This is a genomic window from Roseibium algicola, from assembly GCF_001999245.1.
Classification (GTDB): Bacteria; Pseudomonadota; Alphaproteobacteria; order Rhizobiales; family Stappiaceae; genus Roseibium; species Roseibium algicola.
Genome location: NZ_CP019630.1, coordinates 2,963,922 through 2,988,833 on the forward strand (window position 1 = coordinate 2,963,922; position 24,912 = coordinate 2,988,833).

Annotated in this window: 22 protein-coding genes; 14 read left to right on the forward strand and 8 right to left on the reverse strand. The window is 60.4% G+C overall.

Features of this window, described 5'->3' with window-relative positions; translation table 11 throughout:
- Nucleotides 1-350 precede the first annotated feature (350 nt).
- Nucleotides 351-1,382 (forward strand): urea transporter, encoded by a 1,032-nt coding sequence (locus tag B0E33_RS13905; RefSeq protein ID WP_077293311.1) that lies wholly within the window; start codon nt 351-353, stop codon nt 1,380-1,382.
- Nucleotides 1,383-1,671: 289 nt separating this feature from the next.
- Here the strand turns inward: B0E33_RS13905 and B0E33_RS13910 are convergent, their stop codons facing one another.
- Together B0E33_RS13910 and B0E33_RS13915 are read right to left on the reverse strand one after the other, a co-directional pair.
- Entirely contained in the window at nt 1,672-2,688 is a 1,017-nt protein-coding gene (locus tag B0E33_RS13910) for a Gfo/Idh/MocA family protein (RefSeq protein ID WP_265733573.1), read from the reverse strand.
- A gap of 121 nt (nt 2,689-2,809) precedes the next feature.
- Nucleotides 2,810-3,595 (reverse strand): ThuA domain-containing protein, encoded by a 786-nt coding sequence (locus tag B0E33_RS13915; RefSeq protein ID WP_077291517.1) that lies wholly within the window; start codon nt 3,593-3,595, stop codon nt 2,810-2,812.
- 366 nt (nt 3,596-3,961) lie between these two features.
- Between B0E33_RS13915 and B0E33_RS13920 the strand changes: the two genes are divergently transcribed.
- On the forward strand, nt 3,962-4,342 hold the full coding sequence (locus B0E33_RS13920; RefSeq protein WP_077291518.1) for a hypothetical protein: 381 nt from the start codon (nt 3,962-3,964) through the stop codon (nt 4,340-4,342).
- Between the two features lie 169 nt (nt 4,343-4,511).
- Nucleotides 4,512-4,901, forward strand: coding sequence for a hypothetical protein (locus tag B0E33_RS13925; protein WP_228148097.1), 390 nt, complete (start codon nt 4,512-4,514; stop codon nt 4,899-4,901).
- Between the two features lie 72 nt (nt 4,902-4,973).
- Here the strand turns inward: B0E33_RS13925 and ggt are convergent, their stop codons facing one another.
- Nucleotides 4,974-6,719, reverse strand: coding sequence for a gamma-glutamyltransferase (gene ggt / locus B0E33_RS13930; RefSeq protein ID WP_077291520.1), 1,746 nt, complete (start codon nt 6,717-6,719; stop codon nt 4,974-4,976).
- 188 nt (nt 6,720-6,907) lie between these two features.
- On the opposite strand from ggt, the gene B0E33_RS13935 reads away from it, so the two are divergent.
- The gene (locus B0E33_RS13935) at nt 6,908-7,273 is read left to right on the forward strand and encodes a c-type cytochrome (protein WP_228148098.1); all 366 of its coding nucleotides are present in this window, start codon (nt 6,908-6,910) and stop codon (nt 7,271-7,273) included.
- Nucleotides 7,274-7,342: 69 nt separating this feature from the next.
- Here the strand turns inward: B0E33_RS13935 and B0E33_RS13940 are convergent, their stop codons facing one another.
- On the reverse strand, nt 7,343-8,314 hold the full coding sequence (locus tag B0E33_RS13940; RefSeq protein ID WP_077291521.1) for an endonuclease/exonuclease/phosphatase family protein: 972 nt from the start codon (nt 8,312-8,314) through the stop codon (nt 7,343-7,345).
- A gap of 109 nt (nt 8,315-8,423) precedes the next feature.
- On the opposite strand from B0E33_RS13940, the gene B0E33_RS13945 reads away from it, so the two are divergent.
- From B0E33_RS13945 to B0E33_RS13955, 3 genes are all read left to right on the forward strand, one after another.
- Complete coding sequence (locus B0E33_RS13945; protein ID WP_077291522.1) at nt 8,424-8,822, forward strand: YchJ family protein; 399 nt, start codon at nt 8,424-8,426, stop codon at nt 8,820-8,822.
- Nucleotides 8,823-9,251: 429 nt separating this feature from the next.
- A complete protein-coding gene (locus tag B0E33_RS13950) occupies nt 9,252-10,673 on the forward strand; it encodes a lipopolysaccharide biosynthesis protein (protein WP_208997818.1) in 1,422 nt (473 codons plus the stop codon).
- Complete coding sequence (locus B0E33_RS13955) at nt 10,663-11,781, forward strand: GNAT family N-acetyltransferase (protein WP_156912404.1); 1,119 nt, start codon at nt 10,663-10,665, stop codon at nt 11,779-11,781. Before B0E33_RS13950 ends, B0E33_RS13955 begins: the two co-directional genes overlap by 11 nt.
- 14 nt (nt 11,782-11,795) lie before the next feature.
- Here B0E33_RS13955 and B0E33_RS13960 read toward each other — a convergent pair whose 3' ends face one another.
- Nucleotides 11,796-13,424, reverse strand: coding sequence for an AMP-binding protein (locus B0E33_RS13960; RefSeq protein ID WP_077291524.1), 1,629 nt, complete (start codon nt 13,422-13,424; stop codon nt 11,796-11,798).
- 413 nt (nt 13,425-13,837) lie between these two features.
- Between B0E33_RS13960 and B0E33_RS13965 the strand changes: the two genes are divergently transcribed.
- Nucleotides 13,838-15,844: a methyl-accepting chemotaxis protein gene (locus tag B0E33_RS13965; protein WP_077291525.1), complete on the forward strand. Its 2,007-nt coding sequence runs from the start codon at nt 13,838-13,840 to the stop codon at nt 15,842-15,844.
- A gap of 86 nt (nt 15,845-15,930) precedes the next feature.
- Here B0E33_RS13965 and xerD read toward each other — a convergent pair whose 3' ends face one another.
- Complete coding sequence (gene xerD / locus B0E33_RS13970; RefSeq protein ID WP_055659832.1) at nt 15,931-16,854, reverse strand: site-specific tyrosine recombinase XerD; 924 nt, start codon at nt 16,852-16,854, stop codon at nt 15,931-15,933.
- A 65-nt stretch (nt 16,855-16,919) separates the two neighbouring features.
- Nucleotides 16,920-17,063 carry a hypothetical protein gene (locus tag B0E33_RS31115; protein ID WP_167579543.1) on the reverse strand — a complete coding sequence of 48 codons (144 nt, stop codon included), beginning with the start codon at nt 17,061-17,063 and terminating at the stop codon, nt 16,920-16,922.
- 157 nt (nt 17,064-17,220) lie between these two features.
- Between B0E33_RS31115 and B0E33_RS13975 the strand changes: the two genes are divergently transcribed.
- From B0E33_RS13975 to B0E33_RS13985, 3 genes are read left to right on the forward strand one after another with little or no spacing between them, the layout of a single operon-like run.
- Complete coding sequence (locus B0E33_RS13975) at nt 17,221-17,868, forward strand: shikimate kinase (protein WP_206051440.1); 648 nt, start codon at nt 17,221-17,223, stop codon at nt 17,866-17,868.
- 18 nt (nt 17,869-17,886) lie between these two features.
- Nucleotides 17,887-19,035 (forward strand): 3-dehydroquinate synthase, encoded by a 1,149-nt coding sequence (aroB, locus tag B0E33_RS13980; RefSeq protein ID WP_077291526.1) that lies wholly within the window; start codon nt 17,887-17,889, stop codon nt 19,033-19,035.
- The gene (locus B0E33_RS13985; RefSeq protein WP_055659829.1) at nt 19,032-20,372 is read left to right on the forward strand and encodes an HlyC/CorC family transporter; all 1,341 of its coding nucleotides are present in this window, start codon (nt 19,032-19,034) and stop codon (nt 20,370-20,372) included. Before aroB ends, B0E33_RS13985 begins: the two co-directional genes overlap by 4 nt.
- Before the next feature lie 518 nt (nt 20,373-20,890).
- On the opposite strand, the gene B0E33_RS13995 is transcribed toward B0E33_RS13985, so the two are convergent.
- A complete protein-coding gene (locus B0E33_RS13995) occupies nt 20,891-21,154 on the reverse strand; it encodes a BolA family protein (protein WP_023002803.1) in 264 nt (87 codons plus the stop codon).
- Between the two features lie 179 nt (nt 21,155-21,333).
- Here B0E33_RS13995 and B0E33_RS14000 point away from each other — a divergent pair, with 179 nt between their 5' ends.
- The 3 genes from B0E33_RS14000 to cobT all read left to right on the forward strand — a co-directional run bounded on the left by B0E33_RS14000 (nt 21,334) and on the right by cobT (nt 24,896).
- Nucleotides 21,334-21,924: a DnaJ domain-containing protein gene (locus B0E33_RS14000; RefSeq protein WP_023002804.1), complete on the forward strand. Its 591-nt coding sequence runs from the start codon at nt 21,334-21,336 to the stop codon at nt 21,922-21,924.
- Between the two features lie 67 nt (nt 21,925-21,991).
- Nucleotides 21,992-22,978 carry a cobaltochelatase subunit CobS gene (gene cobS / locus B0E33_RS14005; RefSeq protein ID WP_023002805.1) on the forward strand — a complete coding sequence of 329 codons (987 nt, stop codon included), beginning with the start codon at nt 21,992-21,994 and terminating at the stop codon, nt 22,976-22,978.
- Nucleotides 22,979-22,985: 7 nt separating this feature from the next.
- Nucleotides 22,986-24,896: a cobaltochelatase subunit CobT gene (gene cobT, locus B0E33_RS14010; protein WP_023002806.1), complete on the forward strand. Its 1,911-nt coding sequence runs from the start codon at nt 22,986-22,988 to the stop codon at nt 24,894-24,896.
- Nucleotides 24,897-24,912 lie beyond the last annotated feature (16 nt).

Here is a 24,912-nt window from a genome sequence, read left to right on the forward strand (position 1 = left end):
CGAAGTTGCAGGGGCCAGGGAGTAATGTCAGCGAGCATTATGCGGAGAAGCCGGATACCGGTTGTCTCCGTCTTTTGCTTTGCCTCAAGTACCCAACTTGGCTGCAGTGGAACCATTCGGTTCCGCTGCAGTTCCAGTGCCTGCCAGCGCTTGGCATCCTGTGTCGATCCATCCAGATCCTGCCTGGCACACCCGAAGCTTTTCGGGCCCAAAGAGACACGCCCGGAACCGGCTGTCCGGCACGTCTGGTCGCGTTTCAAAAAAATGATCGCACCGCGGTCAATAGTTCCGCGCCTTCTGCCGGGCCGTGTTACCGTGCCCGCGTGCCGCTTGCAGTCGGGGGGAAGGCATTGAACGCATTGAAGGAACATCCGGTTTTCGGTTTTGTCGACTGGTGCCTGCGTGGCATCGGGCAGGTCGTGTTTCAGAACAATCCGGTCTCGGGTCTGATCATCCTGGGCGCGCTTTTCTTCAATTCGCCGATCTATGGCGCCATTGCCGTTTTCGGAGTGGTCATCTCCACCGCGACGGCGGTTCTGCTGCAGGCGGACAAGGGGCTGATCCGCGACGGGCTGTTCGGCTTCAACGGAGCGCTTGTCGCGCTGGCGCTGATTGCGTTTACAAGCGAGGATTTTCACTACGGCGCTGTTCCGTCCGTTTATCTGACGGTCTATATCGCGTTCGGTTCCGCCATGACGGCCATGGTCTTCACCAGTCTTGCAAACCTGCTTGGCCCGCATAGGGTCGCGCCGCTGACAATGCCGTTCGTGCTGGTCGGCTGGCTGTTCCTGTTTGCCGTCCTGAAGTTCCACAGCATCGATGCCGGCCCGCTCGCCAAGCCTGTCTCGCCCACCCAGTATGACGGCACGGTCCAGTACACTCTCGCGACCTGGTACAAGGGTATCGGCAACGCCATCGGCCAGATCTTCTTTCAGGACAACTGGATCAGCGGTTACCTGATCGTGCTCGGCATTGCGGTGAATTCACGGGTCAGTGCGATCATGGCTCTGCTCGGGGCCAATGTGGCAGCCTTTGTCGCCGTTGTTTACGGCGCGCCGGAAGGGGCGATCAGTGACGGCCTGTTCGGGTATAACGCGGCCCTGACGGCGATCGCGCTCGGGGGCTTCTTCCTGGTGCTGACGCCTGCGTCTGTCCTCTACACGCTGTTTGGCGTTGTTGTGTCGACCTGGCTCTGGGCGTCCGTCGCGATCTTTCTGGAGCCGATCGGCATGCCGGTGCTCACCTCGACCTTCGTGATCGTGACCTGGCTGATGCTGATCGGCGTCAACGGATTTGCAGCCCTTGTTCCGGTTGCACCGGCTGACGCCGTCACGCCAGAGGCCAACCGCAGGCGTTATCTCAAGGCGTTGCGGGAAGGTTGAGCCGGCAGACAGGTCAGGCTCCATGCAAGCCGAGAAGGTTGGGCTTGGATAGGTTGATACCTCCGACCAGCCTGTCGTCCTTCTCCAGTCTCTCCATCGTCGTCCCGGCCAAGCGTAGCGCGAGCCGGGACCGGGGAGGAAAGAGCCTCTCCTGTTTCTTGATGCTGCCTATTTGGCGCTCTCCGATCCCGGATCTTCGCTTCGCTGCGTCCGGGATGACGTTGGAGAGGGAGGTGTGTGAGCGGGTCTTTATTGAGCGGCTCCGCTCACATTTCTCATGACGTCAGCCTCAGACTTTCAGAAAACAGCCGTTCTCCGTGTGGGAGCGTTCGGCAAGGTCGAGGGCGACCTGAAGCCGGGCGCCGTGGTCGAAATCCGGGTCGGCCGGAGCCCCGGTCAGAATAGCGGCGGCAAACCGCTGGTAGACTGTCGGAACAGAGCCAACTTCGATGTCAGTCCAGGTCGCAGAAGAAAGATCTTCGCCCTGGCAGATGCGCAGGCCTTCGATGCCCTTCTCGAAACGCACTTCCAGGCCGCCCTTGTCGCCATAAAGGCGCAGGCGCAGGTCGTTCAGGTGGCCGGAGGCAAACCTGGTGGCGCTGATCGTGCCGAGCGCGCCGTTTTCAAGCTCGGCCTGCAGGGTGGCGCTGTCGTTGGCGTTGAGCGTGTATTCGCCAATCCTGCCGCCCTCTGCCTTGTCGAAGGTCTTCAGCCGGCAGGAAAGTTCGCTCACCGGGCTGCCGGCGGCGAAGATGACGAAGTCGAGGATATGGATGCCGACATCGCCGAGAACGCCCTTGGAACCGTGCGCGGTCGACAGGCGCCAGAGCCATTGGCTCTCGGTCTTCCAGTCCCCCCACGCCGGCTGCGTCAGCCAGCTCTGCAGGTAGGAAGCCTCGAAGTGACGAAGCGCACCGATGGCACCACCCGCAACCAGTTCGGCGGCCTTTTGCAGCACGGCAACATTGCGATAGCTCAGGTTGACCATGCCGATCAGCTTCTTCGCGCGGGCGAGATCCGCCATCTCCCGGGCGTCGGCAGCGTTGGTCGCCAGCGGCTTTTCACACAGGACGTGCTTGCCCGCGGTCATCAGGGCCATCGTGGTCGGATGGTGCGCCGCGTCCGGCGTCACGTTGGCCGCAGCGTCAAATTCGCCCCAGGCAATTGCCTCTTCCAGCGTTGCGAAGCGGTTCGGAATGGCGAAGATGTCGCAGAACTGGGTGAGCACGTCCGGGCGCTGGTCGACGCCGCCGACGATTTCAACGCCGTCGATCCTTGAAAAGGCATCCGCGTGGGTACGCGCCATGTTGCCGGTGCCGACTATCAGGATCCGGAGAGGGTGTGCAGCAGAGGTCACGGGGATCTTCCTCAGCGTTTGAGAGCAGGACGGACCGGCGAAAGTCTGCCGGTCCGGAAGGGAAAGTGGATCAGCGGAAACCTTCTTCGCCGTCGGCGTGCAGCTTCGGGCCGCGTTCCTCGATCTTTTCGGGAGCCGCTTCCACCGGAACATTGGGCGCAATGTTCGGATCGGCGATCCGGGCCATCGGGTTGAACGCCCATTTGACGCCGTTCTTCAGCACCGTCTGTACATGGGTGTTGTGATAGGTCGGATAGGTTTCGTGCCCCGGGCGGAAGTAGAAGACGTTGCCCGCGCCGCGCTTGTAGGTGAGGCCCGAGCGGAAAACCTCGCCGCCCTGGAACCAGCTGATGAAGACCGTCTCCAGCGGTTCCGGCACACCGAAGGGCTCACCGTACATTTCTTCCATCTCCAGCTCGAAGCTGTCGGGAAGACCGGTGGTGATCGGATGGTTGCGGCTGGTCACCCACAGGCGCTCGCGCTCCCCGGCCTCGCGCCAGGTGAGATTGCACGGGCTGCCCATCAGGCGTTTGAACGGCTTGGCGAAATGGGCCGAATGCAGAAACACCATGCCCATGCCGGACCAGACGGCGTCGCAGACGCGTTCCACCACTTCGTCGGAAACGTCGCCATGGGCAGCGTGACCCCACCACAACAGCACATCCGTTTCGGCAAGGCGTTCCTTCGTCAAGCCGTGTTCGGGTTCCTGCAAGGTGGCGGTGGTGGCGGTGATATCGGGATCGGTGTTCAGCGTATCGGCAATGCACTGGTGCATGCCGTCCGGATAGACACCCGCGACGATCTTGTTGTGCTGTTCATGGACGTTTTCGCCCCAGACCACGGCTCTGATCGGCATTTCAGCCTCTCCCGTTCTTCAGATGTTGGCAGAATTGTTGGCGAGCTAAGCATAGAAAGCGCTTTCTTTTGAAAAGTGCCTCCAAAGCGCTTTGGATAGCGCTAGCACCGAGGTTTTGTGCTGTCAATCGGAGGGGCTGTAATATTCGATCACAGTTCTCGCCGGTTGCTTCCCGGCTGATACGCTTAACGTCGTCGACAGAAGTCCGTCGTTCAGGGCGAGGCCTCAAGGGCGGACACTGCCAAGGCGAAGAAGGGGCCGATCGGAACGAGATGGCTGGGGGCTGTGACCCACCGCCGCATTTCCAGTCAGGCCAGCTCATGAAAACATACCATATGTTATGGTTTGTTTTGGAGGAGTAGTGAAATGAATGGTCTATTGCTCGCAGCCGCGGGTCTTTCGGCTGCCGTCTGCCTGCTGCATACATTCGCAGGGGGACGGGCGATTGCCGTGCCGCTGCTGAAAGCGTCGGATCTGCACCCGGTGCCGAAATATGTCGCCTATTACTGCTGGCATATCGTGACAATCGTTCTGGCAATGATTGCCGTCATGTTTGCCGTCGCGGGTGTGCGGGCTGAAAGCCTCGATCTTGGCTTGGTGGCGACCGTGTTGACAGCTTCTTTCTGTCTGCTGGGCCTTGCGGTGCCACCGCTGAAGAAGCAGAAATACAGCCAGATGCCGCAGGGCTGGCTGTTTCTGCCGATTGTCCTGCTGGGTGGTCTTGGTATTCTGGGCGGAGTGAGTTGACCTGAGGAAGCGTTTCGGAAAATCGGACTGGCTTGATCTCGGTCTGACGCAGCTTGCAAAGGATGGGCCGGCGGGACTGACCGTCGAGGCTCTCTGCACCGCAGCAGACCGCACGCGTGGCTCGTTCTATCACCATTTTCAGGATCACGGGGCATTCGTCGAAGCCCTGATGCTTGCCTGGAAACAGCGGCACACGCTCGACATTGCCGAACAGACGATGGCCGAAAAAGGCGACCTGAGGGCGCAGAAGCTCTCGGATCTTGCCAATCGCCTGGACCACCGGCTGGAGCAGGCTGTGCGCCAATTCGCGCAATCGGACCTTCGGGCGCAGGAGATCGTCCGGGACGTCGATGATTTGCGAACCGAGTTCGTTGCGCAGCTCTACGAAGCCGAAGGGATGGAGCCTGCGCTTGCAGCAGATGTTGCCAAAATCGAATACGCGGCTTTTGTCGGCAGCCAGATTGTCTGGCCGGATATGCCGGTAGATGAGCGTGTTGCCCTCGATCGGCGCTTTGCGCAGCTGGTTGCAATGGCGACAGAAACAGGGTCGAGAAAATAACTCTCGACCAGAGAGCCAAAAAAATCCGGGCGCTCGAAGCGCGCCCGGGGTAATGCGTAGGCTGTTGGTGCCTCAGTAGCCGGCGGAAAGCGCGCCGGGGCGGCGCGGGTCGGAAGCCCCCGCCAGAATACCGTCAACGAGCATGATCGACTGGGTCGACCCCATGGCGTTCTTGACTTCCACCTTGTGCCCCCGGGCTTCCAGCAAGCGGACCGTGTCCGGAGAAAGACCTTCCTCGATGCGGATTTCATCCGGCAGCCACTGATTGTGGATGCGCGGAGCAGCCGTCGCCTCGGCGATGTTCATGCCGTGATCGACGACGTTGAGAATGATCTGCAGCGTGGTGGTGATGATACGGCTGCCGCCGGGCGAACCAGTGGCGAGGAACAGCTTGCCGTCCTTGAACACCAACGTCGGGCTCATGGACGAAAGTGGCCGCTTGCCGCCCTCAACCGCGTTGGCCGTTCCGCCGATGAGGCCATAGGCGTTGGGTACGCCGGGCTTTGCGGAAAAGTCGTCCAGTTCATTGTTGAGCAAGACACCTGTGCCGTCGGCTGTCAGGCCAACGCCGTAGGAGAAGTTCAGCGTGTAGGTGTTGGAAACCGCATTGCCGTCCTTGTCGACAACGGAATAATGCGTGGTCTGGTTGCTTTCATAGGGGAAAGGATCGCCGGGCTTCACCTCTTCGGAAGGTGTTGCCACATCCATCTTGATGGATTTCACCAGTTCAGCGGCATAAGCCGGATCGGTCAAACCCTTTACCGGAACATCGACAAAATCCGGGTCGCCCAGATACTTGGAGCGGTCCGCGTAGGCGCGCCGCATGGTTTCTGCCATCACGTGGATGCTGTCGGCGGAATTCGGACCATATTCGGCAAGTGGATAGCCCTGCAGCATGTTGAGGATCTGCACGATGTGCACGCCGCCGGAAGACGGAGGGGGCATCGATGCGATTTCATAGCCGTGGTAGCTGCCCACGACGGGGTCTCGCCAGACCGGTTTGTATCCGGCCAGGTCTTCCTTGGTCATGCCGCCTCCGGAGGCAGTTACCTTCTGTGCGATCTTTTCGGCAACTTCACCGGTGTAGAACCCGGCTGGGCCCTTGTCGGCGATCAGTTTCAGTGTTGCGGCAAGATCCGTCTGCTTGAGTGTCTCGCCCGGTACGAACGGCAGGCCGCCGGTCTTGTAGAAGATCGCGGCGGTGGCCGGGTCCTGAAGAAGGCGTTTTGCGGATGCGGTCAGCGATGCCGCGAGATCCGGTGTCACTTCGATGCCGTTTTCCGCAAGGCCAATGGCAGGTGCGACCAGCTCTGCCCAGGTCAGCTTGCCGCTGCCGTGTTTTTCAAAGGCCTCGGCAAAGCCGGCGACCGTGCCTGGCACACCGACAGCAAGACCGGAAAAGCGGGATTTCTGGTTATCGGGTTCGCCGTCTTCTCCCAGGAACATGTCCTTGAAGGCTGCGGCAGGTGCCATTTCCCGATAGTCGAGCGCCTTGGTGTCGCCGCTGTCCGCCAGGTGGATCATCATGAAACCACCGCCCCCCAGATTGCCGGCGCGCGGCAGCGTGACGGCAAGCGCGAAGCCGGTGGCAATGGCGGCATCGACTGCGTTGCCTCCTTTCTTCAGGATGTCGACACCGACGCGGCTTGCAACGGCTTCCTGGCTGGCAACCATGCCGTTCTGCGCCGTTTCCGGCTGGAAGCGGTCCTTCAGAGAATAGATCGGCGAATCCTGCGCCGAGAGAGGTGCCGCGATGCCGACAACAAGGGCGGTCGCCAGGGAGACCGCGGCAAAGCTGGATTTGAGAAGATGTTTCATGTGTCTCTCCGGTCGCCTGGATGGCGGGAGTTGGCAAGTGGTGGGCAGGACGCGCAACGGGCGTGGCGCTCTGTCCGACAACTTTAAGTCGTTCTTGATTCAGCGCAAGGCTAGATGATCAGATAGGCTGCAGTCTTGAAGGGACAAGCTGCACGAGGGCCAGAACGCGACTGGTTGAAGGAGGATTCATGAGCAGGGCTATTGCCGTTTCGAAACCGCGTCTCCATTCGGGTGTGCGATCATTCCTGGGTGGGGCCACCCTGATTGCTGTCGCCGCCCTCTCCGGTGCGAGCGCTGCCGAGGCGGGCGATGCTGCTGCCGGCAAAGCGCTGGCGCTGCAATGGTGCTCTGCCTGCCACCTCGTGTCTGAAGACCAGGATCGCGCCTCCAGTGCGTCGCTGCCAAGCTTTTACGACATTGCGAAGGATCCCGGCTGGACGGAAGAAAAACTTGCGACCTTCCTTGCCGATCCCCATCCGCAAATGCCGAACATGACCCTCGGCAACATCGAAATCGCCAATCTCGCCAGCTACATCGAATCCCTGGCACCCTGAGGTTCTTCGCTGCACGCGTGCCTGGTCAGGTCTTGGTCTAGGGGCGTCGCAAGATTTGCCACATGTGCCTTAAAACTCGAACTCGGCCAGCATCGCGGCGTGGAAGGATCCGGCATAGGCGTCTTCATCCGCGTCGAAGACTTCATCCGGCAGACCGACATTGAACACCTTGAAGTCAACCGTCCGGTGGGCGACGGATGCGCTGGCCAGAATGTGGTCCAGAGCCTGTCCCTTGCCCTTGTGAATGACGGTCTGGCGCTTTTCCGGCGGCAATGAAGCGTCAAGCTGGTAGAGGCGGCGCGCGTCAAGTTGCGGCGAGCAGGTGTCGTCCGGGTCCGCGCGCAGCAGCCTCAAGGTTCCGGTTTCCCCGGTCGCGTTGAAATCTCCCGCCAGGACGATCTGGCTATCCTCGCTTGCATCGAAAAGGTCCTCCACGGCAAGGCGCAGTTCGAGTGCCTGGGCGGTCTGTTTCAACACTGATAGCTGATACCCTTCCGCCCAAGCGGAAACGGATGTCCACGTCCGGTCCTCTGCCTTGCCGCCGCGAATCATTGCGGCGATAGGCGCCCGCAGATGAACGCAGAAGACGTGCAGGGGGCGGCCGGTGCCGATGTCGATTTCCACCTGCAGAACGGGCCGGTCGAACAGGATCGTCTGCGGGCTGTGATAGGCCGGTACAGCGGTTTTAGGCTGCCAGTGTGGCGGGTGGGCATGTGCCTGGTAGAGGCTTAAGCACCTGGTTATCGGAAAGCGAGACAGAACCACCAGATTATGGCGGTCGCCCGGACCCTTTCCGGAAGGTCGTTCGCTGGTTGCCAGGTGAAATTTCTCGTACGGCGTTCCCTCCAGAAGAAGTTCCAGCGCCTGGAACTGCCGTGCTGAGACACCTTTCCGTTTCTGCGCGTTGACTTCCTGCAGACAAAGAATGTCGGCCTCAAGCTCCAGAATCTTTGGCCGAAGCGCGTCCAGCCGGGGTGTCAGTGCGTCCGGATCATGCCGGTCCGCACCAAAGGATTCCATGTTGAAAGTGGCAAGTCTCATTCAGCAGGCCCGAAGCTGGAAAGCGTACCTGAAACCATAGCCGCGCATCGGGCCAAGTGGTAGAGAGCGCTGATGCAGGAATAGGCCGACCAAAGACGGGGAGAGGCGAATGAGCGGAGAGGAATGCCCCTGTGGCAGTGGCAAGGGATTCGATCTGTGCTGTGAACCTTATCTTGCCGGAAAGGCCCTGCCCGAAACCGCAGAGGCCTTGATGCGTTCGCGTTACAGTGCTTACGTCCGGCAACTCATTCCGTATCTGAAGGAAACACTCTGGCCGAAATATCAGCCGAGTTTCGATGCGCAAGGTACCGCGCGCTGGGCGGCGGAAAGCCACTGGACGGGCCTCAGTGTGTTGGCCACCGACAAGGGCGGGCCTGCCGACAGGGACGGCACCGTTCTTTTTGAGGCAAAATACCTGTCCGCCGGCAAGCTTCACGTGCACCGCGAACTGAGCCGTTTCCGCAAGAAAAGCGGTCGCTGGTATTATGTGGAGGCCGTGCCGGAATAGGTCGGCTGGCTGTCTTCATTTTTGACTTTGAAAAAAATCGTCCGGTCCCTGCGATTGGCGGCGGGAGCAGGGACCGGACCAATTTGCAGATAGAAGGGGAGGCAGCCCTCAACATCCGCAACAAGGAGATCGGGAAAGCCCGCGGCAGGTTCAGCCGAGGGTGGTCGACAGGGTCGAATCGAATCTCGTTCTCTATTTGTTCTCATTAGCATGATTCCCGGTGCCGATGTCAAGCAGGGAAGCTGTCTTCATGGATGTCGAACGCTGAGAACGGAATTGGCAGGATAGAAGGTAAAATCAACGTCTCGACCAACTTTCCATCGTCCTCACACATCTGTGAAACGTTGCTGGCTGCGTTTGACTGATCGCCATAGAATATTAAGTCACTCATGTCACAAATACGGAAGAGTACTCATAAGGGACCCCTACGTGCGTTTTTCCGCCAACTCCTGGACCAAGCGTTTGCAAGGCATCGCCTCGCCTCTGGGATTGGGGAAAGGTGCTGATCAGATCCTGGAGTTCCTGAAGGGAAGTGGAAGCGAACGGCACGCTGCGGGCCGGATGGCGGTTTCGACCTTTGCGGTGCGGATCGCCGGTGCAGCGCTCGCCTATCTGTCGCAAATCGTGCTCGCGCGCCTGTTGGGGGCGCATGACTATGGCCTTTATTCGGTTGCCTGGACTTTCGTTATCGTTCTGGGTGTCATGGCCTGCGGCGGCTTTTCCACCTCTGCCAGCAGGTTCATCCCGCAATATCTGCAGAACCGGGATATGGCGCGCCTGCGCGGGTTCTTGCGAACGAGCCGGCAAATGGCGTTTTTTCTCGGGGGAGCTGCGGCGGTCATCGGCATCGGCTGTCTCGCCCTGTTCCGCCCGCTTATTGATACGTCCTATTTCCAGCCCTTGTCGGTCGTCCTGCTGGCGCTGCCCTTCTTTGCCTTCGGACTGGTGCAGGACGGTATCGCGCGCAGCTACGACTGGTCGTCGCTGGCAATGCTGCCAACCTATATCTGGCGGCCGCTGGCGATCCTGTTCCTGCTGGTCGGTGCCGTTCTGGCCGGGTTTCAGCCGGATGCGCTGACAGCTGCCATCGTAGCCGTCGTGGCAACGGCGCTGGTCGCGCTTTACCAGTTCCTGCATCTTCGCAGGCGGCTGGGCCCAAGCGTTCCGAAGGGGCCGTACAAGGTCGAGTTCAGATCCTGGCTGGCGGTGTCCATGCCGATGCTGATGGTCGACGGTTTTCTGCAGCTGATCACCAGTGCTGACGTGATCATGGTGAGTTTCTTTCAGGATCCGGACGAGGTTGCGGTCTATTTCGCTGCATCCAGAACCCTGGCGCTGGTGCATTTTGTCTATTTCGCCGTAAGGGCCGCCTCGGCGCATCGCTTCTCCAGCTACACCCACAATCAGGATCTTTCGGGGCTCGCCGGTTACATGCGGCAGGCAACTCTCTGGACCTTCTGGCCGTCTGTGGCCGCGGGCGTTGGGCTGCTTCTGATCGCGCCGCTTCTGCTTGCTCTTTTCGGCAGCGACTTTGAAAGCGGCTACGAGCTGATCGCCCTCCTGATGATCGGCGTGCTTGCACGCGCATCCGTCGGTCCGGCCGACGCCCTCCTGACGATGACAGGGCACCAGAACACCTGCGCCGGCATTTATGCCGGGACGTTTGTTCTCAATGTCGTCCTCAATCTTGTTCTGATCCCGCTGCTCGGCCTTGCCGGAGCGGCCATTGCCACAAGTCTTGCGATCTTTTTTGAGGCCACTGCCCTTGCGGTTGTGGCAAAACGGAAGCTCAATATCACGACGTTCGTTTTGCCCTTGCTTTTCGCCAGGAACCGTCCGGTTGACCAATGATACGCTCTCTTCCATGCAGCTCGAGGTCTTGTCCCTCGATCCGTTGAGCGCCGCCATACCGCTTGAGGACTGGCAGACGCTTTGTGCGGCTGCCCTCAGTCCGAACCCTTTCTTTGGCCCGGATTTCCTTCGTCCGTTTCTGGAAAAGATGAGCAAACAGGCGGTACGACTTGTCGTGGTCCGGGAGCAGCCGGGTGGCCGCTGGCTGGTGGCGGCCCCCGTCGGTCGACGTTCCTTTGGATTGGTCGTTGCGGTCAACACCACCTGGGCAAGTGAATACGCGCCGCTCGGAACACCGCTGATCCACCCGGACGCAAGTGCCGAGGCAATCGCCGCATTCATCAATGCCGCCAGAGAGCCCGGGAATGCGCTCGCCATCCCTTATCTGCCGCTTCATTCCCAGTCGGCAACGCGCTTGAGGGCGGTGGGCGCGGGAAAGAAGTCGGTTCTGGCGAAGTCCTTCCGGGCGAGCCACGGCGCCGGAGCCACAGGCAAGTCACAACTTGCCGAGGCCGACAGCGGCAAGAGGCGCAAGGAAATGCGCCGGCTGATGCGCCGGCTCGGTGATCATGGCAAGACCACCTTCCGCAGTCTGTCCGGATCTGATGCCATTGCCGGGTTCGAAGCCTTTCTGGAGCTCGAGGCCTCCGGCTGGAAGGGCCGGTCCGGAACCGCGCTGGGCAGTCAGTCCAGGACGACGGACTTTGCCCGCACGGCCGTCGCCAATCTGGCAAGTCGAAACGAGGTGCGGATCGATCAGCTCTGGTCGGGACAGACACTGGTTGCCGCCCTGGTGCTGTTTCAGCAGTCCGGCAAGGTTTATTCCTGGAAGATCGCCTTTGACGAGGACTTTGCCCGCTATTCTCCCGGAGCCCAGATCGCGCTGCAAGCCTTGAAGATCAATCTCGCCATTCCTGGCTTCAGGGGAGCGGATTCCCTGGCCATTCCCGGGCATTCGATGATCGAGCCCTTGTGGCGAGGCCGGCTGGAAACCGGCACGATGCTTTTTGCCGATGGCTTGAAGCGGTCGATGTGTAAGACGGATCTGAAGCTTGAACAAGCCCTGCGCCGAGCCGCACGGGCGTTGAGAAAGCGCCTGCGCGCCTGAAAAACAGGGCAAAGCTAGCCTTCGACGCTCTCCAGGTCCCGCAATTTCCTGCGTATGATCTTGCCGGTGGTGGTCATGGGCAACGAGGTGACGAATTCGATTTCCCGCGGATATTCATGGGCCGAAAGACGTTCGCGGACGAAAGTGCGGATATCGTTTTCCAGAGCCGCGCTTTTTTCCGTGCCCGGCTTCAGGACGATGAAGGCCTTGACGATTTCCGTGCGTAGCGGATCCGGTTTGCCGACAGCCGCGGCAAGCGCGATCGACGGATGCTTCAGCAGGCAATCCTCGATCTCGCCGGGGCCGATCCGGTAGCTTGCCGAGGTGATGATGTCGTCGTCGCGGCCAACGAAATGGACATAGCCGTCCTCGTCCATCAGGCCCTGGTCGCCGGTGATCATCCAGTCTCCGATGAACTTCTCCCGCGTCGCCTCCGGCTTCTTCCAGTATTCCAGGAACATTACCGGGTCCGGCCGACGGATGGCGATCTGGCCGAGGGTTTCTGCCGGCAGCTCATTGCCGTCATCATCGACGATCGCAACCTGATGGCCAGGCGTTGCCTTGCCGATGGCGCCAGAGCGGCTGACGCCAAGGGCGGCCGCAGAACCGAGCACCGCGTTACATTCCGTCTGGCCATAGAATTCATTGACGTTGAAGCCGAATTCCGCAGCGAACCAGTCATAGGTTTCCCTACCGAGGGATTCTCCGGCAGAGCCGACGCTGCGCCAGGTGAGGTCGAAGCGCTCGGCCGGACGCTCCACAGCGCGCAGCATCTTCAAAGCCGTCGGCGGAATGAAGGCATTGCGGATCTTCTGTCTTTCAAGCAGATGGAAGGCGAATTCCGGGTCGAACTTGCGAGACGCGTGGCAGACCACCGGCACACCAAGAGACAGAGCCGGAAACAGCGCATTCAGCAAGCCGCCTGCCCAGGCCCAGTCTGCGGGCGTCCAGAGCAAGTCACCTTCACGGCCGAGGAAATTCTGCGAAAGCTCGATGCCGGGCATATGGCCGAGCAGCACCCGGTGGCCATGCAACACGCCCTTGGGCTGCCCCGTGGTGCCGGATGTGTAGATCATTAAAGCCGGATCGTCGGGTGTGGTCGCAAGGGTCCGGTAGGTGTCGGACGCCTTGTCCAGCAGATCGTCAAATCCGAACACGCCGGTTTCCGGTCCGTCGACCGAGATCACCAGATCAAGGCCGGGCAGGTCAGCCCGGATTTCCGCAAGCTTTGCCAGGCCGGCCGTGTCTGTCACCAGAACGCGGGCGCCGGAATCTGAGAGCCGGTAGCGCAGCGCCTCCAGCCCGAACAGGGCTGCCAGAGGCACTGCAATTGCGCCGGTCTTGTAGGCCGCCAGATGTGCGATGGCGGTTTGTGGGATCTGCGGCAGAAGCAGGGCAACCCGGTCGCCGCGATTTAGCCCGAGGCCTTCAAGGGCGTTGGCAAGGCGATTGGCCGCCCTGTTCAGCGCAAGATGGCTCCAGTCCCGGCAGGAGCCGTTCTCGAGAACCTGACGGATCGCGAGGCGCTCCGGGTCTCTTGCAGCCCATTCATCGCTGACGGCTGCGGCCATGTTGTAGGTTGCGGGCCGAGGCCAGCGGAATGTCTCTCTCAGCGCGTCGTAGTTGCCAGTAGGCTGCAGCATTTCAGAGCGTCCGGTGCTTCAATTTTGAGCAGCGGAGTGTAGGGCGGTCATTGCTGCAGCGCAATAGAGCCGAATTCCATCCTTTGAAAGCAGCGATGAAATCCTTAACCGGACTTCTGAAACACGCCGGCAAGTGTGGTTGGAATAAAATCTTGTACTGTCATTATTCCTTATAAATTATCGGTTGTCCGAGTGGGTCAGCCATGCGCGATGGTCCTGAAATCGTTAACGCCTGCCTGCGTGAAACAGGGGCATAACGCCACCATTCCGGTTGGCCTTTGACTGCGATTTTGTGGTGAGAAAATCAGCATCCGGTAGCAACGTATTCACTAATAAATGCGAGGTTTCCTTAACTTATGAGGATCAAAATCCCGCCAGGATAAAAAATAGTCCGGCTGGGGACCTGTAGATCCATGAAGATGTTTGGGCAGTCCGCGCTCGCTCGTGTCGGCGCGCTTTCCGTGAAACTGAAAATCCTTTCTCTAAGCCTTCTGACCGCAATCGGCATGTTGACGATCGGCGGGGTGTTCTGGTGGAGCCAGAACGAGGTGGCCGGAGCCTTCAACAAGCTTGATCAAAGCGCGGGACTGGCGCGCAGCGTTGCTGATCTTTCAGATATTGCGAACGGCATGCGCAACATCGGCAAGGGCTACCTGGCGAGGCCGGAGGAAAAGGATCACGAACTTTTCGAGGCCAAGCTCGGTGAGGCGCATGGAGTTCTGGATGACATCTCCGCCAAGCCAGTTGCTGCAGCCTTCAATGCGGAGATCGCAGACGTTCGCGACACGCTTGACGGGGCGTCGGGCGCCTTTTCGTCGCTCAATACCGTTCAGCGGGAAATCGGCTTCAATTCCGAAACAGGCCTTCGAGCAACGCTCAGCGAAAACGCCGACGAGGTGCTGAAGCGCCTGAAGAAGGAAATGCGCTTCGGTGGCGGTCCGGACTTCGAGAAGATGGTCACCACCATGCTCGATGTTCAGTTGTCGGAAAAGAAATTCATTCTCGACCGCAACGACGTTGCCCTCGGCAACTTCGAGGTGGCTTTCGGTCGGTATGAGCGCCTGTTGAAGAAGGCTTATCTACCGAACGAGATCAAGGAAGACGTCGGCACCAAGATGGCGATCTACCGGGAAGCGTTTGACGCCTATACGGCGGCTGTCGCCGAAAAGGACAAATCGATCGAACTTCTGGAAACGCTGTTCGATCTCGTGCCGCCACGCCTGGAAGCGCTCAACAACGCCGCGCGCGACGCCGAACTGGCAGCCGAGCAGGATCTTGAAACCGTCCGGGCCTACTCGACCCTCGCCGTTGTCAGCGTGATTGCCGCTTTCCTGGTGTCCGGCGTCTTGGCCGGAATGCTCATCGGCCGGTCCATCGCCAATCCGTTGTCGCGTCTCCAGAACGCCATGGAAGAACTGGCGTCCGGGCATGTAGACGTCAATCTGCCTGCCGCCAAAGGCAGTGTTGAAATCGCCGCCATGGCGCGCACCGTTTCCGTTTTTCAGGATAACGCTGTCGAACGGCAGCGCCTCGCGGCCGCATCGGAAGAAGAAAACGCGCAGCGCGATGCCCGTGTGGCCCGTCTGGAATCGCTGATCGCCAATTTCGAGGCAACGGTCGGGCAGGCTCTGGAAAGTCTCGACCGGTCGACCTCTGACCTGACGCAGACCTCTGCCGCCGTCGAAGCCGCGGCGGACGATGTTGCCCAGCAGGCTGACCGGGCCGGCAACGCCGTGCGCGTCGCTGCTGAAAACGTCAACTCGGCCGCATCGGCCAGCGAGGAACTGGCAGCGTCTATCAACGAGATCTCCAACCAGGCGTCAAACTCCACGACGGTGGCCAAGAAAGCGGTTGCCAGCGCGGAAGGCACGTCCCAGACCATGGGGCAACTGTCCCGCGCGGCCGACCGGATCGGCGAAGTCATGGGCCTGATCCGCGACATCGCCAATCAGACCAACCTCCTGGCGCTCAACGCTACCATCGAGGCTGCCCGGGCAGGCGAGGCCGGCAAGGGTTTTGCGGTCGTGGCCGCCGAAGTGAAGCAGCTTGCGGACCAGACCTCGCGTGCGACGGAAGATATCGCCAGCCAGGTGGAGGCAATCCAGATGTCGTCCAGCCATGCGCTTGATGCGATCGATGAGGTGACCGGTATCATCTCCGAAATGGAAGGCCTGGCCTCGGCCGTGGCCTCGGCCGTCATCCAGCAGGATGCCGCGGTTCAGTCCATCGCCAAGAACGTGGTCGATGCCTCGACCCGCTCGCATGAAGGGGCCGAATGCATGACCGCTGTCGGTTCTGCCACCGAACACGCCCGGGCAACCGGCGGCGAGGTCGAGCAGCTGGCAACGTCGCTGTCCGAACAGGCAGCCCTTATCCGCAGCGAGATCTCCAACTTCCTTTCCGGTGTTCGCGCGGCCTGACCGCGCGATAACACGACGAACAAGGCCAGCCTTCCCTCAGGAAGGCTGGTTTTTTGTCTTTCGCGAGGTTGTGGCTGCGGAAAGAATTACTTCTTCGCAAGGGGATGTGCACTTTCCACCAGTTCGCGCAGGCGCTCGTCCAGGACGTGGGTGTAGATCTGCGTCGTGGAAATGTCCGCATGGCCCAGCAACTGCTGCACCACTCTGAGGTCGGCACCGTTCTGCAAAAGGTGGGAAGCGAATGCGTGGCGCAGCACGTGCGGGGAAATCTTGCCGGCATCGAGACCGGCGGCGACGGCAAGGTCCTTCAGGTCTCGTGCAAAATGCTGGCGCGTCAGGTGTCCGCTGTCGCCGTGGGAGGGAAACAGCCACGGGCTTTTTTCGTATGCCCCTTCGGCAGCACGCAGACCGACGTAGTCCTTCATGGCAGCCTGGGCAGCGCGGGACAGCGGCACAAGCCGCTCCTTGCCGCCCTTGCCCCTGATTTCGATCAGGCGAGCGTCCCGGAGCGCAGCGGTAACCGGCAGGGCAACCAGTTCCGAAACGCGCAGGCCGGTCGCATAAAGCACTTCGATAAGTGTGTACATGCGCTGAGTACGCAAGCGTGCCGCCGCGCTTTTCTGAGGCTTTTCGGTTTCCGCCCTGGCGGTTTCGATCAACCTGTCGACGTCTTCCATCGACAGCACCTTGGGCAGGCTCGCGCGCTTTTTCGGGGCGGACAATGTGCGGGTCGGGTCATCTTCCCGGGAGCCTTCCGCGTAAAGGAACTTGTAGAACTGCTTCAGTGCGGACAGGCGTCTTGCCTGCGAGGTCTCGGCAAATCCGCGCCGGTTGAGATCGCCCAGGTAAGCCGAAATGTCTTCGGATTGCGCTGATGCAAGCATCTTTCGGCCGAGGAAGCCTGAAAAATCCTCCAGGTCGCGGCGGTATCCGGCCAGCGTGTTTTCTGCCGCGCCGCGTTCGGCGGCCAGCATTTCGAGGAAGTTTTCAAGATCGAAACCGGTTGCCATTGCGTATGCCTTCGCAAAGGACCTGAAACTTGTCCCGTTGATGACCCGCCATTTGAAAGCGTGTGCTAGCGGCCGAAGCCGTCTTTCTTCACCCTTACCTCGATTTCCCGTTCACGCGGATCGACAAGGTTGGCCAGGGAGTAGATCGCGCCATAACCGAGCGCGCCGAGCAGCAGCAGCACGAGCAACAGGCGGGTCAGGGTCGGCACGTCGGCTGTCTCCAGGTCAGGGCGTCGGTCCGCTCACGGGTAAGCGAATCGGATAGGCGATTGTTTCAACAAGGCGGGGGCGCATGCAAGGCAAAGCAGCAGTCCGGCAGGCGGAGTTCCCCCGTGTCTTTTTTGACGAATATGTTAAAACGCCGCCATGACAGAACACGACAAGGCGCGGTCTTCCGAAGGAGGATCCGCGGAGACAGACGTAAAACCCGTTGATCTGGCCCGCCTGGTAGCTGCCCTGGGGCATCGGTCCATCGTTCTGGTGGGAATCATGGGCTGTGGCAAGTCGACCGTCGGCAAGCGGCTGGCGCACCGGCTGGGCCTTGAATTTGTCGACGCCGATACCGAAATCGAGCGCGCGGCCAACATGAGCGTGGCGGAAATTTTCGCTGAACACGGCGAGCCTTATTTTCGCAGCGGTGAAGAACGGGTGATCGCCCGGCTTCTGCGTGAAGGACCGCAGGTGCTGGCAACGGGCGGCGGCGCTTTCATGAGCGAGGCAACTCGGGCGGAAATCGCCGAGCTTGGACTGTCCATCTGGCTGAAAGTCGATTTCGACACGGTCATGGCACGGGTCCGGCGCAGGTCCACGCGTCCGCTGCTTCAGAACCCCGATCCCGAGGGAACGATGCGCAAGCTGATGGCTGACCGCGAGCCCGTCTATGCCAAGGCGGCGCTGACGGTCACCTCCAAGGACGTTCCGCATGAGGCGGTGGTCGATCAAATCGTCGCCACCCTTGCGGATCACCTGTTCGAATGCGAGGCCACCAGTGCCGCGCAAACATCAATGACCTGAATTTAGAAGCGTGACGGCATGGTAGACACGGTAGTGGCAAAAGCATTGTTGGGCCGGGACGAGAAGATCGTCCGGGTCGATCTTGGCGCGCGCAGTTACGACATCAAGATCGGTCGGGGGCTGCTTGAAGGAGCGGGAGCGGAAATCGCCGCCGTTATGCCCGGCGCTCGTCTTGCGGTCGTTGCCGATGAAACCGTTGCGGGCCTTCATCTGAAGGCTTTTTCGCAGAGCCTCAAGGCCGCCGGTCTGGAGCACACCGCCATCACGGTGCCGGCAGGCGAAAGCACCAAATGCTTCCGCGAATTCGAGCGCCTGTGCGACGAGGTTCTGGCCGCCCGGCTGGAGCGCGGCGATGCGGTCGTCGCCCTTGGTGGTGGTGTCGTCGGTGACCTGACGGGCTTTGTCGCCTCGGCCGTGCGTCGTGGCATGGCCTTCATCCAGGTGCCGACCACGCTTCTTGCCCAGGTCGACAGTTCCGTCGGCGGCAAGACCGGCATCAACTCACGTCATGGCAAGAACCTGATCGGCGCTTTCCACCAGCCCGCCCTGGTGCTCGCCGATACTGCCATTCTGGATACGCTGCCGCTGCGCGACTTCCGCGCCGGTTATGCGGAAGTCGCCAAGTATGGGCTCCTGGGTGATGCGGATTTCTTCGCCTGGCTGGAGACCAACTGGCAGGCGGTCTTTGCAGGTGGCGCGGAGCGGGACGAGGCCGTCGCAAGGTCCTGTCAGGCAAAGGCGGATGTGGTTGCTGCCGACGAGCTGGAATCCGGCCGCAGGGCGCTGCTCAACCTGGGTCACACGTTCGGCCACGCGCTTGAATCGGCGGCCGCCTACGAGACCGAGCGTCTGGTCCATGGCGAAGGCGTTTCCATCGGCATGATGCTGGCACATGAATTTTCTCAGCGCCTCGGCCTGATCGGCGAGGACACCGTCGAACGTGTCCACAAGCATCTGAGCGATGTCGGCCTGCCAGTGCGAGTGCAGGACATCCCTGGTCAGCTACCGCCGGCTGAAACGCTCATGGATATCATCGCACAGGACAAGAAGGTCAACCGGGGGGCGCTGACCTTCATTCTGACGCGCGGTATCGGCGAAGCCTTTGTCGAAAAAGGCGTCGATCCCGCACTGGTCTCTGACTTCCTGAAGGAGAAACTCGAGGCATGACGGAAACGGCTCTCTGGCTGGCGATTGTCGCCATCTTCGTTCTCCTGTTCCTGTCCGGCTTCTTTTCCGGTTCGGAAACGGCGCTCACCGCCGCATCGCGCGCGCGCATGCACCAGATGGAAAAAACCGGCGACTGGCGCGCCCGGGTGGTCAGCCTGCTGATCGCCAACCGGGAACGTCTGATCGGCGCCTTGTTGCTGGGCAACAACCTGGTCAACATTCTGGCGTCGGCTCTGGCAACCAGTGTGTTCCTGTCCCTGTTCGGCGACGCTGGCGTTGCGCTTGCCACCCTGGTGATGACCGCCCTCGTTCTGGTTTTTGCCGAAGTGCTGCCGAAGACCTGGGCCATTTCGAATCCGGAGCGGTTTGCGCTGGCGGTGGCGCCGATCGTGCGCTTCGTGGTGGCCGTGTTCGGTCCGATCGTGGTCGGGGTGGAGTGGATTGTCCGCAACATCCTGAAGCTGGTTGGCGTCAATATCGGCGACGACACCTCGATCCTGTCGCCGCATGAGGAACTGCGCGGCGCCGTCGATCTGCAGCATATCGAAGGTGGCCTGGAAAAGGGTGAGCGCGACCGCCTCGGCGGTTTGCTCGACCTGGCGGAACTGGAAGTCTCGGACGTGATGGTTCACCGCACCAACATGGTGGCGCTGAATGCGGACGATGCGCCGGACAAGCTGGTGAACGCGGCTCTGGCATCGCCCTATACCCGCCTGCCGCTCTGGCGCGGGGAGAGCGACAATTTCGTCGGCGTGCTGCATGCCAAGGATCTGCTGCGTGCGTTGCAGGCTGCCGGTGGCGATGCTGCGAAGATCAACGTTCTGGATATCGCTGCCCCGGCCTGGTTCGTTCCCGACACGACCTCGCTTCAGGATCAGCTCAATGCATTCCTGCGCCACAAGTCCCATTTCGCGCTCGTGGTTGACGAGTATGGCGAGGTGATGGGCCTGGTCACGCTGGAAGACATTCTGGAAGAAATCGTCGGCGAGATCGCCGATGAGCACGACGTGGAGCTGGAAGGCCTGCGGCCGCAAGCTGATGGCTCGGTGATTGTCGACGGCTCGGTGCCGATTCGCGACCTCAACCGCGCTGCCGACTGGAGCCTGCCGGACGACGAGGCGACAACGATCGCCGGTCTGGTCATTCACGAAGCGCGGATGATTCCGGACGAGCGCCAGATCTTCACCTTCCACGGCTTCCGCTTCACGGTGCTGCGGCGGGAGAAGAACCGCATCACGCGGCTGCGCATCATGCCGCTTGGCCAGATACCCGGCGTCAAGATGCCGGCCGGAGCTGCCCAGGCCGTTGCGGGAGCGGCTGCGAAAGCAGGCGGTTAAGCAAGGCGCTTGATCGTTGAGCGAGTTAAGGGGCGCGTGTTGTCTTCAGCTGTGCTTGTGGATGCTTGCATCTGTTAACTTATAGAGTGCGTAAGAAAACAAATCTCAGTATTGCTCTGCTAAGTGCGGCGTATATAAGTAGAATTAAAGAAAAAAATATGCTGGCTAGAGCGATATTGGTGAACTCGAAAAGAGTAAGAAGCTCTGTTATTGCCGCCAATACGATCAGGGTAGATAGAAACAACACGCAGCAGCGCAAGAGATAGTTCCTTGAAATCGCTCTAAGGGTTGTTTTGACGATGAAATATCTTTTCACGTTTCCGAAAATCAGAAACAGGCTGAAAGTTGCGGCGAGTGATAAGCATCCGTAGTGTAAAAGTATTTCGTTAAATGTGAACGGTAGATCGTAGATCAGCATTGATGCCGAATATACTAAAAATAAACATATAACTACCGTGAGGCAGCTTATGTAATTTGCTGTTTGTCTTAGTTCATCCATCGGGAATATTAAACGAATCTCATTCTGGGCGTTGAACTTCGATCGCTAAAGCGTGCACGGTGGTCGCCAGTTCATGGGAGAGCGTCTCGTTGATCGCTCGATGTTGTGCAACCCGGTTCATGCCTTCGAAAGCGGCTGCGGCGATCTGTACCCGGAAGTGGGTTTCGCCGCCCTCGCGCCAGCCACCGTGGCCCCTGTGCTTTTCCGACTCGTCGATGACGTTCAGAAAAGACGGCGAGAAGGCTGCGGAGAGTTTGTCGGTGATCGTCTGCTTTGTGCTCATGTGTCTCACTTGGCGTAGCTGTTTTCGAAGTTCAAGTCTTTCGTGGTCCGGCCCTGCCTGATACAGTGCCGGGCTCTTCGACTTTCGAAATCCGGTGCGGGGAAATTAACTTTGGATACCGGGACAATGCAACGGCCTGCGGCTTGCCCGTCGGCCCTCACACTTCAATATTTCGGCGCATGAAACTGGACTCAAAACTCTTCGACAGCATCCGTGTGAAACCGGACAAGGAACGGGTGGAACAGGACCGCCATCCTTCGTGCGACCATCCGGGTTGCAAGCGGCCAGGCACGCACCGGGCGCCGAAAGGGCGTGACCGGGAGGGGCAGTATTTCAATTTCTGCGTCGACCATGTGCGCGAATACAACAAGTCCTACAACTATTTTACAGGTATGGGCGACGACGACGTGCGCACCTATCAGAAGGACAGTCTGACGGGGCACCGGCCGACCTGGAAAATGGGCGTAAACCGGCAGGCAGCCGAGGGGCCGGACGGGTTCGACGCCCGCTCCAGCATGCGCTCCAATGCGCAGCGGCGCACCGAGCAAGTTCGGCGTCCGCGCGAAAGAAAGCTACTAACGCTTGAAAAACGTTCCCTGGATGTGCTCAATCTGCCTTACACAGCCCGTGGCGCCGAAATCAAAGCGCGCTATAAGGAGCTTGTTAAATTGAACCATCCGGATGCCAATGGCGGTGACAGGTCTTCCGAAGACCGCCTGCGGGAAATCATTCAGGCGTATAACGTTCTGAAAAAAGCCGGTTTCCTTTAGAGCCTGCAGGGTCCTGCCGGCTTTTCCCAAACGACCCTTCCCGAACTTCCGGGACTGCGGAGGACTGATGACTGAGACGACGACTGCGGCCATGGCCATGCCGGACACTGAAATTTCCGTAGAAGAGGTTTTCGGTTTCAAGTCCGACCTCAAGGTACCTGCATTTTCCGCGCCGTCAGAACATGTGCCCGAGCGTGACGAAGACTACCTGTTCGACCGCGCGACCACGTTGGCGATCCTGGCGGGTTTTGCTCATAACCGGCGCGTGATGGTGACCGGGTATCACGGTACCGGTAAATCGACCCACATCGAGCAGGTGGCGTCGCGTCTCAACTGGCCGTGTATTCGCGTCAACCTGGACAGCCATATTTCCCGTATCGATCTGGTCGGCAAGGACGCGATCGTGATCAAGGACGGCAAGCAGGTCACCGAGTTTCGCGACGGGATCCTGCCCTGGGCCTATCAGCACAATGTCGCGCTGGTCTTCGACGAATACGACGCCGGCCGTCCGGACGTGATGTTCGTGATCCAGCGTATTCTGGAATCTTCCGGCCGCCTGACGCTGCTCGACCAGAGCCGGGTCATCCGTCCGCATGCCGCCTTCCGGCTGTTCGCCACCGCCAACACGGTTGGTCTCGGCGATACCTCAGGTCTTTATCACGGCACACAGCAGATCAACCAGGCGCAGATGGACCGTTGGTCGATCGTCACCACGCTGAACTACCTGCCGCATGACAACGAGGTGGATATCGTTCTGTCGAAGGCCAAGCACTTCCAGTCGGACGAAGGCCGCAATACCGTTTCCAAGATGGTACGCCTGGCGGACATGACCCGGAACGCCTTCATCAACGGCGACCTGTCCACGGTCATGAGCCCGCGTACGGTCATTACCTGGGCGGAAAATGCCCAGATATTCGGCGATGTCGGCTTTTCCTTCCGCCTGACCTTCCTCAACAAGTGCGACGACATGGAACAGTCCCTGGTGGCAGAGTTCTATCAGCGCTGCTTCGGTGAAGATCTGCCGGAATCCTCCGTCAACGTAGTCATGAGCTGAGGTCCCGATGGCACCGCGGCCGGGTCACAATTCCCTTCCGGGCAACAAGCCCGCACCGAGCACCGAGCCATTCAAGCAATCGGTGTCCGGTACCATGCGGGCGATTTCCGGAGAACCGGAACTGGAAGTCATCTTTTCCGGTGACCGGCCCGGTCTCAGCGGCATGTCCGCGCGCTTGCCCGAGCCTTCGCGCAAGATCAACGCGCGCGAGATCGCGATCACCCGTGGCCTGTCGGACAGCATCGCCCTGCGCATTGCCTGCCACGACAAGGCTGTTCATTCCAAGAACATGCCGCAGGGCCCGGACGCGCGGGCGATTTTCGAAGCGGTCGAACAGGCCCGCTGCGAAGCCGTTGGCGCACGTCGGATGCAAGGGGTTGCCGACAACCTGTCTGTGATGCTGGACGACCGGTTCCGCAAGTCCGGTGCGCCGGATATCTCCAGCCGGGAAGAAGCGCCGCTGCAGGATGCCCTGTCCCTGCTGGTGCGTGAACGCCTGACCGGTGCGAAGCCGCCGGAAAGCGCGACCAAGCTCGTCGACATGTGGCGTGGCTGGATCGAGGACAAGGCCGGTGCCGACCTTGACAGGCTGGAAGCCGAAGTCGAGGACCAGAATTCTTTCGCGGCCCGTCTGCGGGACGTCCTGAAATCGCTCGACATGGGCGATGAGCTTGGCGATCACGACCAGGACATGGACCCGGAAGAAAACGAGGACCAGGGCAACAACGACGAAGCTGAATCGGGCGACGACAGCGAAGAAGATTCCGGCGAACAGGAAGCCTCTCCGCAGGAGATGGAACTTTCCGGCGAAGAGCAGGAAAGCGGCGATACGGAAGCTGCCGAAGCCGATATGGAAGACTTCGCCGATCAGGACATGTCTGAGGATACCGAGGAACCGGGCGAAAGCGACCGACCCGATACGCCGTTTTCCAACCGGCCGGAATCCGACTACCGGGTGTTCACCACCCAGTTTGACGAGACGATTACCGCTGAAGAACTTTGCGACATGGCGGAGCTCGATCGTCTGCGCGGGTTCCTGGACAAGCAGTTGACCCACCTGCAAGGGGCCGTGGCGCGCCTTGCCAACCGGTTGCAGCGCAAGCTGATGGCGCAGCAGAACCGGGCCTGGGACTTCGACCTTGAAGAAGGGCTTCTGGACACCGCCAGACTGACCCGTGCCGTAACCGATCCGATGGCCCCGCTTGCCTTCAAGCAGGAGCGGGACACCAATTTCCGCGACACGGTCGTGACGCTGCTTCTGGACAACTCGGGCTCCATGCGCGGGCGTCCGATCACCGTTGCCGCCACTTGTGCCGACATTCTGGCGCGCACGCTGGAGCGCTGCGGCGTGAAGGTCGAGATCCTCGGCTTCACCACCAAGGCCTGGAAAGGCGGCCAGTCGCGGGAGAGCTGGATCGGTGCGGGCAAGCCGCCGACACCTGGCCGGCTCAACGATCTGCGCCACATCATCTACAAGTCCGCGGATGCGCCCTGGCGCCGGGCCCGGCGCAACCTCGGCCTGATGATGCGCGAGGGCCTTTTGAAGGAAAACATCGACGGCGAAGCCCTGCTGTGGGCTCATGACCGGCTGATGGCGCGGCCCGAACAACGTCGCATCCTGATGATGATTTCCGACGGCGCGCCGGTGGACGACACCACGCTTTCGGTCAACCCGGGCAACTATCTGGAGCGCCACCTGCGCTACGTCATCGAGGAAATCGAGACCCGGTCACCGGTCGAGCTGATCGCCATCGGTATCGGACACGACGTCACGCGCTACTACCGACGGGCGGTCACCATTGTCGATGCCGAAGAACTTGCGGGTGCCATGACAGACCAGCTTGCCAACCTTTTCGACGACGAGGTGGACACCTCCTTCAACACGCGTGGCCGCCGTCGCCGCGCGGGTCATCGTTAGTCGGCAGGATCTGGAA

Bases quoted from the DNA above. Each gene is read 5' to 3' on its own strand.
- B0E33_RS13935 (WP_228148098.1), top strand. From the start codon at position 6,908: ATGAGCAGGGCTATTGCCGTTTCGAAACCGCGTCTCCATTCGGGTGTG.
- B0E33_RS13995 (WP_023002803.1), bottom strand. From the start codon at position 21,154: ATGAGCACAAAGCAGACGATCACCGACAAACTCTCCGCAGCCTTCTCG.
- B0E33_RS14000 (WP_023002804.1), top strand. From the start codon at position 21,334: ATGAAACTGGACTCAAAACTCTTCGACAGCATCCGTGTGAAACCGGAC.
- B0E33_RS13945 (WP_077291522.1), top strand. From the start codon at position 8,424: ATGAGCGGAGAGGAATGCCCCTGTGGCAGTGGCAAGGGATTCGATCTG.
- B0E33_RS13985 (WP_055659829.1), top strand. From the start codon at position 19,032: ATGACGGAAACGGCTCTCTGGCTGGCGATTGTCGCCATCTTCGTTCTC.
- B0E33_RS13925 (WP_228148097.1), top strand. From the start codon at position 4,512: ATGCTTGCCTGGAAACAGCGGCACACGCTCGACATTGCCGAACAGACG.
- B0E33_RS13910 (WP_265733573.1), bottom strand. From the start codon at position 2,688: ATGGCGCGTACCCACGCGGATGCCTTTTCAAGGATCGACGGCGTTGAA.
- cobT (WP_023002806.1), top strand. From the start codon at position 22,986: ATGGCACCGCGGCCGGGTCACAATTCCCTTCCGGGCAACAAGCCCGCA.
- xerD (WP_055659832.1), bottom strand. From the start codon at position 16,854: ATGGCAACCGGTTTCGATCTTGAAAACTTCCTCGAAATGCTGGCCGCC.
- B0E33_RS13920 (WP_077291518.1), top strand. From the start codon at position 3,962: ATGAATGGTCTATTGCTCGCAGCCGCGGGTCTTTCGGCTGCCGTCTGC.
- B0E33_RS13960 (WP_077291524.1), bottom strand. From the start codon at position 13,424: ATGCTGCAGCCTACTGGCAACTACGACGCGCTGAGAGAGACATTCCGC.
- cobS (WP_023002805.1), top strand. From the start codon at position 21,992: ATGACTGAGACGACGACTGCGGCCATGGCCATGCCGGACACTGAAATT.
- B0E33_RS13965 (WP_077291525.1), top strand. From the start codon at position 13,838: ATGAAGATGTTTGGGCAGTCCGCGCTCGCTCGTGTCGGCGCGCTTTCC.
- ggt (WP_077291520.1), bottom strand. From the start codon at position 6,719: ATGAAACATCTTCTCAAATCCAGCTTTGCCGCGGTCTCCCTGGCGACC.
- B0E33_RS13975 (WP_206051440.1), top strand. From the start codon at position 17,221: ATGACAGAACACGACAAGGCGCGGTCTTCCGAAGGAGGATCCGCGGAG.
- B0E33_RS13915 (WP_077291517.1), bottom strand. From the start codon at position 3,595: ATGCCGATCAGAGCCGTGGTCTGGGGCGAAAACGTCCATGAACAGCAC.
- B0E33_RS13940 (WP_077291521.1), bottom strand. From the start codon at position 8,314: ATGAGACTTGCCACTTTCAACATGGAATCCTTTGGTGCGGACCGGCAT.
- aroB (WP_077291526.1), top strand. From the start codon at position 17,887: ATGGTAGACACGGTAGTGGCAAAAGCATTGTTGGGCCGGGACGAGAAG.